General features: G+C 42.7%; 13 protein-coding genes. 9 read left to right on the plus strand and 4 right to left on the minus strand.

The genetic code is table 11. The annotated features are described in order from the left end of the window. Positions 1–275 precede the first annotated feature (275 nt). The 4 genes from DDZ16_RS09350 (at position 276) to nagA (ending at position 3671) form a co-directional block, all read left to right on the plus strand. Positions 276–1238: an NAD(P)-dependent alcohol dehydrogenase gene (locus DDZ16_RS09350; RefSeq protein WP_109264300.1), complete on the plus strand. Its 963-nt coding sequence runs from the start codon at positions 276–278 to the stop codon at positions 1236–1238. A 69-nt stretch (positions 1239–1307) separates the two neighbouring features. Then, entirely contained in the window at positions 1308–1850 is a 543-nt protein-coding gene (locus tag DDZ16_RS09355; protein ID WP_109264301.1) for a GNAT family N-acetyltransferase, read from the plus strand. Positions 1851–2015: 165 nt separating this feature from the next. Further along, on the plus strand, positions 2016–2438 hold the full coding sequence (locus tag DDZ16_RS09360; protein WP_109264186.1) for a hypothetical protein: 423 nt from the start codon (positions 2016–2018) through the stop codon (positions 2436–2438). Between the two features lie 90 nt (positions 2439–2528). Continuing rightward, the gene (nagA, locus tag DDZ16_RS09365; RefSeq protein WP_109264187.1) at positions 2529–3671 is read left to right on the plus strand and encodes an N-acetylglucosamine-6-phosphate deacetylase; all 1143 of its coding nucleotides are present in this window, start codon (positions 2529–2531) and stop codon (positions 3669–3671) included. A gap of 7 nt (positions 3672–3678) precedes the next feature. Here the strand turns inward: nagA and DDZ16_RS09370 are convergent, their stop codons facing one another. Continuing rightward, a complete protein-coding gene (locus tag DDZ16_RS09370) occupies positions 3679–4293 on the minus strand; it encodes a deoxynucleoside kinase (RefSeq protein ID WP_109264188.1) in 615 nt (204 codons plus the stop codon). An 8-nt stretch (positions 4294–4301) separates the two neighbouring features. After that, positions 4302–5813: a GH3 auxin-responsive promoter family protein gene (locus tag DDZ16_RS09375; protein WP_109264189.1), complete on the minus strand. Its 1512-nt coding sequence runs from the start codon at positions 5811–5813 to the stop codon at positions 4302–4304. An 86-nt stretch (positions 5814–5899) separates the two neighbouring features. Here DDZ16_RS09375 and DDZ16_RS09380 point away from each other — a divergent pair, with 86 nt between their 5' ends. The 4 genes from DDZ16_RS09380 (at position 5900) to DDZ16_RS09395 (ending at position 10521) form a co-directional block, all read left to right on the plus strand. Continuing rightward, on the plus strand, positions 5900–6520 hold the full coding sequence (locus DDZ16_RS09380) for a CvpA family protein (RefSeq protein WP_109264190.1): 621 nt from the start codon (positions 5900–5902) through the stop codon (positions 6518–6520). Positions 6521–6602: 82 nt separating this feature from the next. Then, entirely contained in the window at positions 6603–7895 is a 1293-nt protein-coding gene (gene tyrS, locus DDZ16_RS09385; RefSeq protein WP_109264191.1) for a tyrosine--tRNA ligase, read from the plus strand. Between the two features lie 288 nt (positions 7896–8183). Beyond that, positions 8184–9089, plus strand: a complete 906-nt coding sequence (locus tag DDZ16_RS09390) for a CPBP family intramembrane glutamic endopeptidase (protein WP_109264192.1) — start codon at positions 8184–8186, stop codon at positions 9087–9089. Between the two features lie 442 nt (positions 9090–9531). Further along, entirely contained in the window at positions 9532–10521 is a 990-nt protein-coding gene (locus DDZ16_RS09395) for a hypothetical protein (protein WP_109264193.1), read from the plus strand. 270 nt (positions 10522–10791) lie between these two features. Here DDZ16_RS09395 and frr read toward each other — a convergent pair whose 3' ends face one another. Both frr and DDZ16_RS09405 read right to left on the minus strand, forming a co-directional pair. Further along, entirely contained in the window at positions 10792–11355 is a 564-nt protein-coding gene (gene frr / locus DDZ16_RS09400; RefSeq protein WP_109264194.1) for a ribosome recycling factor, read from the minus strand. Between the two features lie 132 nt (positions 11356–11487). Further along, positions 11488–12273: an alpha/beta fold hydrolase gene (locus DDZ16_RS09405; protein ID WP_109264195.1), complete on the minus strand. Its 786-nt coding sequence runs from the start codon at positions 12271–12273 to the stop codon at positions 11488–11490. A gap of 277 nt (positions 12274–12550) precedes the next feature. On the opposite strand from DDZ16_RS09405, the gene DDZ16_RS09410 reads away from it, so the two are divergent. After that, a complete protein-coding gene (locus DDZ16_RS09410; RefSeq protein ID WP_109264196.1) occupies positions 12551–13252 on the plus strand; it encodes a succinate dehydrogenase cytochrome b subunit in 702 nt (233 codons plus the stop codon).

Raw genomic sequence — 13252 nt, forward strand, 5'->3', positions numbered from 1 at the left:
TTAATAGTTAGTGCCTGCAAGAAAACCCTCTTTTTTTCGAAGGCTTTGATAAGAAAACTTCGAGAACAAGGCTTGCGAGTCTTAATTGTCAGGAGTTTACTTCTGTAAATGACTGGCAAGTAAGATGAGCGTAACGCAGTTATCGGAGTTTTCTTGCAAAGACTAGTTAATAAAATATGCGTTTTTCAGCGCTCCCTAACTTACCTTAAAGTCTTTTGATCTGGCTTGGATGTTTTATCAAAGCGTTTTTTCAGACCAATAAAATCAACAATACGGTGAAAGCAGCCACAAGAACCCGATATGGGTCACCGGAAGTTTTAAGCATCCGGGAGACAGAGCGTCCCAACCCGGCACCCGATGAGATACTTGTCCGGGTAAAAGCGACTACTGTCAACCGAACAGATTGCGGCATTCTTTGGGGAAAACCCTTTATCATCCGGCTTTTCACAGGCCTGATGAAGCCTGCCTCACCCATTCCGGGAACCGATTTTGCCGGCGAAACAGAAGCAGTGGGTTCTGAGGTCAGTAAATTCAAGACAGGTGACCGCGTTTTGGGATTTTCTGACAACGGATTGGCCAGTCAGGCAGAATACATGACCATAAAAGAAACCCAACCAGTAATCCACATGCCTGAATCGCTGTCGTTCGAAGAAGCAGCAGCCTGTTCCGAAGGTGCACATTATGCTGTTAATTTCATCAACAAAGTGCCATTAACCGAAGGCTGCAAAGTATTGGTCAACGGCGCTACCGGGGCTATTGGCTCAGCGGCCGTTCAATTTCTGAATTACCGGGGCGCTATAGTTACTGCAACCTGCCGGACCAATGATGTAAAATTGGTGGAATCATTAGGAGCCGGCCGGGTCATTGATTACACGGCCAATGATTTTACCAACGACCATGAAAAATACGACTTTATCTTTGATTCTGTAGGAAAAAGCACCTTTGGAGCTTGCAAAAAAATTCTTAAATCCGATGGCATTTACATCTCATCCGAACTGGGCCCGGGGGCTCAAAATCCCTTACTGGCTGTTATTACCTCATTCCGGAAAGGCCAAAAAGTAAAATTCCCTCTCCCATCTAACATTCCGGCCAGTCTGGATTTTATCGTTGACCTGGTTCAAAAAGGCCAATTCCGTCCTTTAATTGACCGCACGTTTTCGCTTGAGCAAATAAGAGAGGCTTATGAGTATGTAGCCGGGGGACAAAAAAAAGGAAATGTAATTATTAAGCCCGGGTAACGGATGCTGAGTGCTTTCAATGACCAATGCCAATTTCGTATAAAAGAGACACTGCTAAACTCCTTTTTTATGAACCTCATTTCAACCCGATTAGTTCTCGCCGAAGTCTCGTGGTATGACATTCCGGACATTCACAGGCTTCATTCCCTCCCCGAAGTGGATGAGTACAACACAATAGGAATTCCGGTAAACGAAGATGAAACCCGTGATGTAATAAGACCATGGATTGAAGATCAGTCCCAAATTCCCAGATCAAAATATCTCTGGAAGATTTTAAAAAATTGTTCCGGCGAATTTATAGGTGTGGCAGGATTAAGCTTGTCCAATGACAGATTCCGAAGCGGAGAAATATTTTACAAACTACTGCCTTCGCACTGGGGAAACGGATACGCCACCGAAACAGCCATCACCCTGATAAAGGCAGGTTTTAAAACATTGCACCTTCACCGTATCGAAGCAGGGGTTGCTACTGCAAACATCCGGTCTGTCAGGGTTCTTGAAAAAGCTGCTATGAAAAGGGAAGGACGCAGAAGAAAAATCCTGCCCATCAGAGGGGAATGGAGGGATAATTATCACTATGCCATTGTGGAAGATGACCCGCGGGATTATTAAATGGTTAGTTTTTAGTTTTAGTGGATAGGTTTAATAGTGGGTTCTCTTGTTTTAAGGTTTTCAGTCAACAAGAGAAGCACCCGCCATTTTATTCAGGGAAGTTTGAAGAACAGCTTTCTCTTATTGAAATAAAAAAAAACGACATCATCTTCAAAACCAAATATCATGAAGAAAACAATACTCATAATCATTCATCTGCTGCTGTGGATAATGGTGTTTTTCACTTTCTTCAACATCCACAATGCCCTCGAAGGTTTTCCCAAACCTCAGGGATACAGCCCTTATTCCGATCCGGATTTGTACACCGGTGCTTTCAGTACTACCCTTTGCCTGGTTGTACCCTTCTACTTTGGCTACCTGGTACTCCAACACATCTTCTTTTCAAAAAAACGCTCAAAATGGCTTCTTTCCACTCTTGTATTCATTATTTTCTACCCTGTTCTGATCAGCATCCTGGATGATGGATTTAGAGAAAGTTTCATTACGCAATCGGCCTTTTTGATTGCATTCCTGAATCTGTTCCTGATTTTGGGGGCAGGATTCAAAGCCTTGGTGATGTTAATTGAGAACAATAATTCCCGGGGCTGATCCCTTCGGGTCTTCAATCATTGCTTCGGTGGAGGACATTCGCATATTGTTAAAACATTTGCTATCTTAACAAAACAAAAATCTTTAACCATGTTACCAGCATTCATATTGAAAAACGGGCGTATTTTTGACGGACGCTCTTTTTTGTCACAGGGCTTTTCTGTAGTAATTCGGCCACCACATATTATTGCTGTCACGCCTCATCCCCCGACACATCTTCCATCGGTAGATCTTAAAGGCAAAGTCATCGCACCCGGTTACATCGACTTGCAGGTAAACGGAGGAGGCGGAAAATATGCATCCCTGGATCCATCTGAGAAATCGTTCAGACAAATTCTGGATGCCCATATTAAGCACGGCACAACTTCTATGCTGTTGACCATTACCAGTTCGGCCACAGATACCAGAAGAGAAGCCCTCGAAACCATCAGGAAAATGATGGCAACGGACCAATCCTCTCTGGCAGGAGTTCATCTTGAAGGCCCGTTTCTGAACCCCTCGAAAAAGGGGGCTCACCATGAACCATGGCTTCAACCCCCATCCCCGGAGCTGCTAAAACAAATTATTGATGAGGGAATGGACGTGGTTCGCGCTATGACTGTCTCTCCGGAATTATTCACCTCGGGGAATCTTGACATCCTTCTGGAAACAGGGTGGATTCTTTCCGCTGGTCATTCTACAGCTTCCTACGAAACAGCCATGTCTTTTTTCGACCATGGCGGACAAATGGCCACTCATTTGTTCAACACCATGCCGCCCCTCTCAGGTCGGGAGCCGGGCATCATCACTGCCATTTTTGAGCACCAGGGGGCCAGAGCAGGTGTCATTGCCGATGGTCATCACGTTCACCCTGCTGCCATCAGACTGGCCCATAAAATCATGGGAGAACGATTATTTCTGGTTTCTGACGCTACTTTCCTGGGACAAAAAGATGGTGCTGTTTATTTTGGCCCTACTACCTTTAAAATGAAGGATGGCATTTGTTACAACCAGGAAGGCAAACTCGCGGGATCTTCCATTTCCATGGCTCAGGCTGTGCAGTATTGCATCACACAGGCAGGAATTCCGGAAACCGATGTATTGCGAATGGCCACCTTCACCCCTGCTTCAGTAATTGGCGCTACCGATATGATTGGACGACTGGGCAAAGGTATGCTGGCCAACATCGTAGTGCTGGGAGAAGACTGGCTGCCTGAGAAAGTCTACCTGGAAGGGCAGGAAATTGGTCGATAAAGATTCATCAAAACAATCCGTGAATTTTACCATCCACCTTATCAATAACAGCACTCAGATTGCTTTTGTCTTTGATGAAGTCGTTTTTATCCACGTCTACAATCAGCAGATTACTCTCCTGGTATCCCCTGATCCAACCCTCGTATCGTTCATTAAGCCGTCGCAGGTAATCCAGACGAATGGAGGACTCATAAGGCCGTCCTCGCATTTCTATTTGCCTGACCAATGTGGGCACTGATGCTCTCAGATAGATTAAAAGGTCGGGCGGGGCAATGAGGCTGCTCATGAGATTGAATAGTCCCGTATAGTTTTCAAAGTCACGCGGACTCATCAGTCCCATGTCGAAAAGGTTGGCAGCAAAAATCACGGAATCCTCATAAATGGTGCGATCCTGAATGACACTCTTGTCACCTTCGCGGATTTTGACAATCTGTCCAAACCTGCTTTTAAGGAAATATACCTGAAGATTGAACGACCACCGCCGCATATCGTTGTAAAAATCGGACAGATAAGGATTTTCCTCCACATCCTCATAATGAACGGCCCACCCGTAATGACGGCCCAGCAATCCGGCCAGGGTGGTTTTTCCTGAACCTATATTTCCTGCAATGGCGATATGCATAAAAGGGCTTATTTATTCATTTTCAAAAGATCGTCCAAATATTTCCTGTTATTTGACAAACGGGGAACCTTATTCTGACCTCCCAGTTTGTTTCGAGACTTCATCCAGTCAAAAAACAGGCCTTTCCTTGCTACAACCAAATCCGGCGGATCCAGGGTGATGCCTTTGTATCGCTTGGCTTCATAATCACTGTTTACATCCTGAAGTGCTTTGTCCAGAACCTCACGGAATTTATCAACAGAACCGGGATCTTTTTCAAATTCTATGATCCATTGATGAGCCCCTTTGCTACCGGTACTCATGTACAATGGGCCGGCGGTGTATTCTTTAATAACAGCTCCGGTGCCATTACAGGCAGCATCAAGCGCTTTTGTGGCGTTATCAATGATGACTTCCTCTCCAAAAGCATTAATAAAATGCTTGGTACGCCCCGAAATAATAAACTTGAACGGATAACGCCGGGTAAACCGAACTGTATCTCCAATCATATATCTCCACAAACCGCCATTGGTGGTAATAACGATGGCATAATCCTTATTCAGCTCAATTTCATCAAGGGTCAGCGCCTTTGGATAATCTTTGCCCAATTCACCCATGGGCACAAACTCATAAAACACGTTGTAATCCAGCATTAACAGCATTGAACTATCCGATGGATCGTCCTGTATGCCAAAGAACCCTTCAGAAGCATTATAGGTTTCCATGTAATGCATCTTATCTGTAGGTATCAACTCCTTATACTGTTGGCGGTAAGGCGTGAAATTAATCCCTCCGTGAATGAACAGTTCCAGATTGGGCCAGATTTCCAGCAGATTCTTCTTCCCGGTGGTTTTCAGTATATGCTTAATCAATACAAGGAACCACGATGGAACACCGGCCAGGGAAGTCACATTTTCCCTTGTTGTCACTTCGGTCATCTTTTCCAGTTTCTCTTCCCATTCTTCCATCAAAGCCACGTCGGGACCGGGAGTTTTCAAAAACTGTGTCCAGAAAGGCAGGTTCTCAATTAAAATGGCGGAAAGATCACCGTAGTATGAATCGTTGCTGAAATTATTGATCTGATGACTGCCGCCCAGGGTCAGTGTTTTTCCGGTAAAAACCTCATTACCGGGATAGTTGTCATTGTATAACGCCATGACATCTCGGCCCCCTCTAAAGTGACAATCTTCCAGAGCATCTTTAGTCACCGGAATAAACTTACTTTTGGACGAAGTGGTTCCCGATGACTTGGCGAACCACTTGGTTACCCCGGGCCATAAAACATCTTTCTCCCCCTGGCGTAATCTCTCGATATAAGGCTCAAACCCTTCATATCCCTGAACGGGCACCCTTTGCTGAAACTGATAAATGGTTCTTATATTTGAATAATCATGATCCTTTCCCCACTCGGTATTTTGAGCTTGCTCCACCAACGAAAAGAACGTTGATTCCTGTACTTCCATCGGAGCTTTTCGGAAAAGATCGATCTGCGACAAGCGCCTGGCGTTGAAGAGTCCAACAATGCTTGGTATTATTGGCATAAAAACGTTGTTTTTTTGTTTAGGATGTAAATATAAATAATTTTGCTGCAACCATTCAAGCCCTTTAGGGGGACAAATCAAAAACCATGAGCTATTTCGACATCATTGCAGGTATCTTATTGATACTGGCCGCCCTGAAGGGTTTGAAAAACGGATTTATTAAAGAGCTGGCCGGCCTGGCAGCACTTCTTCTGGGGATTATTTTCGCTGTCCAGTTTTCCGACGTAATGGCAGATTTCCTCTCCGGATTCTTTTTCTCCCGGCACATGGGCATCATTGCATTCCTGCTCACTTTTGTATTGGTGGTAGTGGTGATTCATCTTCTGGCCAACCTGCTGCACACACTTATCAATGCCGTAGCCCTGGGAATATTTAACAAGTTATTGGGCCTGGTGTTTGGCATTATCAAGGCAGGTTTCCTGATTAGTATTATTTTACTCGGACTGGAAGTGTTCGGACTGGAGAAATCAATTGTTCCACCCGGGGAACAGCAAAGATCAAAACTTTACCCGCCGGTAAAAAATGCCGCTCCAATGATATTCGATTTTTTTGAAAAAGACCTGGATCAATTATTTGCTCCCGGAAAGGAGGAAGGCAGTCCTGTAACGGTTTTGCCTGAGTTGAGGCAGACTGCTCTTTTATTTGTATTTTTGCAGCCATTTAAATGGAAAAGCGCATACAGCCCGGCATGTATAGAAAAACATTGAAATTGTTTGTGCCTGAAAAGAAACCTTTTCCCTGCATTAATAACAATATCAAAACCGAAAATAAAAAGCTTAAAATAGGACTATGAATTTCGTAGAAGAATTAAAATGGCGTGGAATGATCCACGACATAATGCCCGGAACCGGGGAGCAACTTGAGAAAGAGATGACCACAGCATATGTAGGAATTGACCCTACAGCCGATTCGCTTCATATTGGTCACCTGGTGGGGGTTATGATGCTTCGCCATTTCCAGAATGCGGGTCACAGACCACTGGCACTAATTGGGGGAGCTACCGGAATGATTGGTGATCCATCAGGCAAATCTCAGGAGCGTAATCTTTTGGATGAAAAAACACTGAGACACAATCAGGATGCTTTGAAAGAGCAATTGGCCAGGTTTCTTGATTTTTATTCGGATAAACCTAATGCAGCTAAGCTGGTCAATAATTACGACTGGATGAAAGAATTTTCCTTTCTCGAATTCATCAGGGATGTAGGAAAGCACATTACCGTCAATTACATGATGGCCAAAGATTCGGTAAAAAAGCGCCTTTCAGGAGATTCCCGCGACGGTCTGTCTTTTACCGAATTCACCTATCAGCTGGTACAGGGATATGATTTCCTGAAACTTTACGAAAGCCACAATTGTAAATTGCAAATGGGCGGTTCGGACCAGTGGGGAAATATCACCACCGGAACTGAGCTTATTCGTCGCAAAACAGCTGGTGAAGCATTTGCCCTTACCTGTCCGCTAATCACCAAAGCCGATGGCGGAAAATTCGGAAAAACCGAATCGGGCAATGTATGGCTCGACCCGGAACGCACCAGTCCTTATGCGTTTTACCAGTTTTGGCTCAATACATCTGATACCGATGCTGAAAAGTACATCAAAATTTTCACCCTCCTGCAGCGTGAGGAAGTTGAAGCATTGGTGGCCGAACATCAGGAAGCACCTCATCAGCGAAAACTTCAAAAACGACTGGCTGAAATTGTCACGGAGCTGGTGCACGGCAAAGAAGCTTTGGAAACGGCCATTGAAGCCTCTCAAATCTTGTTTGGAAAAGGGGTCACCAACACCTTGCGGAAACTGGATGAGAAGACCCTCTTGGCTGTTTTTGACGGAGTACCAACGTTCAACATCTCCAGAGAGGAACTTTCCGCCGGCATTGGCATCCTTGATCTAGTAGCCGAAAAGACGGCTGCGCTGCCATCAAAAGGTGAAGCCAGAAGAACCATCAAAGGTGGTGGTCTGGGGCTTAATAAAGAGAAAGTAACGGCTGATGACAAGCAGGTAAACATCTCTGATCTTCTGAACGATAAATATTTGTTAATTCAGAAAGGAAAAAAGAATTACTTCCTTATTATTGCTGAGTAAAGAATATAGTGAATAGTTATAGTTTTTAGTAAATAGTGCCTGCAAGAAAACCCTCTTTTTTTCGAAGGCTTTGATAAGAAAACTTCGAGAACAAGGCTTGCGAGTCTTAATTGTCAGGAGTTTACTTCTGCAAATGACTGGCAAGTAAGATGAGCGTAACGCAGTTATCGGAGTTTTCTTGCAAAGACTAAACAGTTTGCGGATGCTTAGTGATCCCAAAAGCGGAACTACCACACTGTGAACTATAACTATCCACTTTTAACTACTATTTATCTAAAACCAACATTCATGAAAGCCATGTGGAGCCATCAGGGAGGTTTTACCAAACTCGTACTTTTCTTTCTGCTTGTTTTTACCAGTTTTGCTATTTTCTCCCTTTTAGCCTTCCTTGCTGCGTTTCCTTTCATGGAAAACGTCTCATTGACAGATGCTCAATCGATGTCCCTGTCAATTGACATGATGCGCTATTTCCAGATTGTGCAGAGTTTTAGTGTATTTATTATTCCCTCACTACTAGCTGGTTTTCTCTTTTGGGGGCATATGACCAAAGGCCTGGCTTTGGTCCGGGCAAACTCCGGATTAATTGTTCTCAGTTTGCTGATCATTATCTCGGCCCAGCCTTTGGTGAGCTATCTGGGTGTATGGAACAGCTCCATGCAAATGCCGGATTTTTTGGCAGGTATGGAACAATGGATGCAACAGTCTGAAGATAGTGCAAGGGATATCATTTATCGATTTCTGGATACCGATAACAGCGCACTCCTCTTCATTAACATTCTAATGATCGCCATTTTGCCGGCATTAGGTGAAGAAATGTTGTTCAGAGGGGTGTTACAGCCCATTTTTCGCGAATGGCTGAAGAACAAGCATTTGGCCATACTTATTACCGCTTTTCTTTTCAGCGCCATCCACCTCCAGTTTTTCACCTTTCTTCCCCGGTTTTTTCTTGGAATTGCTCTTGGCTACCTGATGGTTTGGGGCCATAATTTATGGTATCCAATAGCCGGCCATTTTGCCAATAACTTTCTTTCCCTTATTGTATTTTATTATTACCGCCATACCAATCCTGAGATAAACCCGTTAAGCCCCGAAACTGAGCAACTTCCGTTGACCTGGTTGTTCATCGGATCAGTTGCAATGATTGCCTTTACCACCCGTTTTTTTTCCTTAAAAAAGCAAGAGCGTTCAATCTAGTGAATGAACTTATAATGGGTATAACCCAATAAACAGATCCAAAGATATATTCAGGGTGTTTTATCATTTTAATGGCAGCACAAAATCTCATTAAAGATAAACCACATGAATGAAAATTTTCTTATTAAACCAGAGCCAGGATAAGTCTTACAGAACTGATAACCTGTCCATTGACCCAAACATTCCTTTTACTGAAAACAATCGTTTTTTTGTACTTTTACAAAAATCCAACGAAATATTGACTTTAAAACAGATCACTGAATCATAATAAAACCATTTGATCTCTAATAAAACTGCATCATATTGTAAAATTATCCCATCAATTGATTATATTTAAGGTTTAACTTTTACAATGGCTGGCTGATTGCCCCAACCTGCCTGACCATATGCAAAATGACCATTTTTATCATTGACCAGAAATCAACCTAAACACCAAAAGATTATGTTCCAGGGGATAGCAGAACAAATTACTGAGGCCACTAAAGAGGTTCGTCAGCAAAAAGTATTGAGAAATTATGTTGAAACACTTGAAAAACAAGAAAAAGTCAATCACCGATTAAAGAAAAAGGCCGAATCGAATTTGTCGAAAACATCAATTCCCCAGGTCTCTTCCTCGAAAGTAATTAAATCCATTTCCCTTAGATCTCTCTTTTTTAATGTCTTCAAAAAACAGGAAAACGAAAAAGACTCTGCCAGGAGCAATTTCATCCGCAACATCCTCACAAGCACCCACATTGATCATTGCACCGCTGTTTATACAAAAGAAATAACAGCCAACAAGTCCAAATTAAAGCCAGGCCGGGAAGTAACAAGCCTGGAACTTCTGATAAAAAAAATCAAGAACAGCACCAAAGACAAGTATTACAGTCATGACGTTTTAAGCATGCTTCAATTCATTGATCGTTTGTCGCAGGCAAAAGCAAAAAGCATTGAACTTGAACGGGCTTTAAATGTTGGACAAACTGCCGAAAAGCACCTTCAAACCACCATAAAGAACTTAACTCAGGAAGAAAACTGGGGCTCCTGGGAACTGGTTGCTTCTAAAAAGGCAGATTACAATCAAATACCCCCTTCAGAAATTGACAAGGCTTTGGATCAAATGCCATTAGCCAGCGCTTATATAGAGTGTTTTTGCATTCTGGCCCTCCCTTTTTTGGAGAACCGCAACTTGGTTTTGCATGGGGATAATTTGCAGGGTCTTTTTAACGCTTTCATTGAAAACACAATTAAAGACTGGATTTATGCAGATAAAATAAAAGCAACCCTCTCAAGATCCAAACAGGTAATGAACAGCGTTAAAGTAATCATTCATGGACTGGAAAACATTTACGAACAAAACAAAAGTGAGATCAGCTTGTTGGAGATCGAAACCAGCAAACGAATAGAAGAGACCGGAAAACAAGTTGAGAAAAGGCTGAATGAAAAATTCTAAAACAGATTGCATTGAAAAACAAGTTGCTGAATACAATGGCCTTGCAAGGCAACAAAGGAGTACTTCACATCAATAGATTTTTAGAAACAAGATTTAAGAGGAACCATATATTACCAATAACCAGAGCTTTGAAACAATCATGTGTATGACTCCAAAAATTGATTTACAGTCTTTTGCAAAAATTCAACGGAGTATTGTCACTTTAAAATGCACAAAAAAAAAGCGCCTGTTATGAACAGACGCTTTTGATATAATTCAAAAACAACGGAATTAAACAGTCATGATGTCCTCTTCTTTCTTTGAAAGCATTTCTTCCACGTTCTTAACAAACTTATCGGTAAGTTTTTGAACCTGGCCTTCAGCATCTTTTTCAAGATCTTCAGGGAGACCATCCTTTTTAAGTTTTTTCAATTCATCGTTGGCATCGCGCCTGGCGTTACGAATACTGACACGTGCATCTTCACCCTCTTTTTTCACCTGCTTTACCAGTGACTGACGACGTTCTTCTGTCAAAGGGGGAACATTGATGCGTACCAACTCCCCGTTATTATCCGGATTGAGGCCCAGATTGGCATTCATAATAGCCTTCTCAATGGGACCAATCATCCCTTTCTCCCAGGGCTGAATAGCAATGGTACGAGGATCGGGAGTATTAACACTGGCTACCTGCTGCAGCGGAGTCATGGAACCGTAATATTCGACCATGATGCCGTCAAGCATTTTGGGATTGGCTTTACCAGCACGGATTTTCCCCAGTTCACGATCCAGATGATCAAGGGCTTTCTGCATTTTTTCCTCGGTACTTTCAATCAGTATTTGAACTTCGTCTTCCATGGCAATAATGTATTGAATGGTTTATTTTTTGCTTTTTGCTCTATTTGTGAACAAAAATATAAAACTTTGGGATAAATCGAAACACTCTCAATCTGTCTCAAAGCAATTTAATTGACAATCAAAACTCTTTTTTTAATCCAGAAACTTTTTGAAAACTGCCATCGCTTCATAAGGTTTTTCTAAAAAAGCGGCATGCCCTACATCCTGGAAATGCTTATGCTTCACTTTCGGGAAATGTTTTGCCACTGCCTCTATGTGGTCCATTGGCATAAACGGATCCTTCCCACCGGTAACCCATAATATGTCTTTGCTCCTGCTTCTCATTACAGGCACAAAATCCGGGCGGTTCATAATTGTCCAAAGAGTTTTGATCATTCCTTCGGAAGTACAACTTTGTGCCTGTTTGTATAATTTCTCTCCTGTTTCTTTAAGCTTGTCGCGATTTTCCGGAGCAAACATTCCCGGCCCAACCCCTTTTATCAAAAGCTGTCGACGACCTTTTTCTATCAGGTCAATTTGTCTGTGTCGTGATTGCGTCTGGCCCGGCATATCGGGCATTGGTGTAGAATGAAACAAGACTATTTTCTTTACTCTATCCGGATAAAGCCGTGCCATTTCAAGAGCCAGATAACCTCCCATCGAATGGCCCGCTATCGCAAAATCGCAGTTATCCGAAAATTCCTGATCCATTATTTCCAAAAGCGTTTTGGCCCATCCAGAAAATTCGGATTTCCCAACCCATACTTTGCTTTGACCATGCCCCGGGAGATCCGGCACAAAAAGCGGATTGACCAGGGGATAATCAGACAACCACCTTAACCAAACCTCCCCGGTTTCCAGGAACCCATGCAGGAAAAGAACCGGTAATCCTGCCTTACCCTCAATGAACCTTGTATGAATGAAATTTTGTTTTTTCATGAATTTATGCTGTAAAACAGGTATGCAAAAAAAGAGAAAGAACTATTATTATCCTATTTTTGCATAACATTCCTTCAAAAACTCTCCTGTGGATGTTAAAATCCACAATATAGATGTAAAATAGTGCTTCGAAATGGCGGAAATCAAGGCATACAAATTAGACTAGTTATAAATAAAGAACAATTTCTTTAATTTTCTTAGCGAATAAAAAACGTAGCATCTACCTTTGCGGCATTAAAAAAATCACATTCGAGATACAACTAAAAATAATGGATTTATGAGCAGTACACTTGGTTCTTCTATTGGGAAGAAGTTGCTGATGAGCTTATCAGGACTTTTTCTAATTATGTTCCTTGTAGTTCACCTTACCGTGAACTCATTTCTTCTGATTCCTGACGGAGGCGAATTTTTCAATGCAGGTGCCCATTTCATGGCAACCACGCCGGCCATCCGACTCATTGAGCCGCTATTGGCAATTGGTTTTCTAGTCCACATTTTGTGGGGCGTAAAACTGACCATTGAAAACCGCAGAGCCCGCGGAAATGCCCGCTATGCATCAGGTAAAAAGACCACAGGCGTAACCTGGGCCTCTCAGAATATGTTGGTTTTAGGAATTACCGTAGGCGCCTTTTTGGTACTTCACATTGCCCAGTTTTGGGTAAAAATGAAACTCACCGGAGATCCTCTTTTGGACCACACGACGATCAGTATCGGGGGCGTAGAAACTGAAGTAGAAAATGCATATGCCCTGGTAAATACTACTTTCAGTTACCTCTGGATTGTAGTGGTTTACGTGATTGGAGCCATTGGCCTGGCCATCCACCTTTCTCATGGTTTCTGGTCAGCCTTTCAAACCATTGGTTTCAGCAACGAAATCTGGAGAAAGCGCCTGACAGTTCTGGGTAACATTTTTGCCTGGTTAATGGGTCTTGGCTTTTCTCTGATCGCCGTTCTTCAATACTTTTTCTATCAAGGCTAA

This window comes from Marinilabilia rubra (assembly GCF_003121985.1).
In the GTDB taxonomy this organism is placed as follows: domain Bacteria; phylum Bacteroidota; class Bacteroidia; order Bacteroidales; family Marinilabiliaceae; genus Marinilabilia; species Marinilabilia rubra.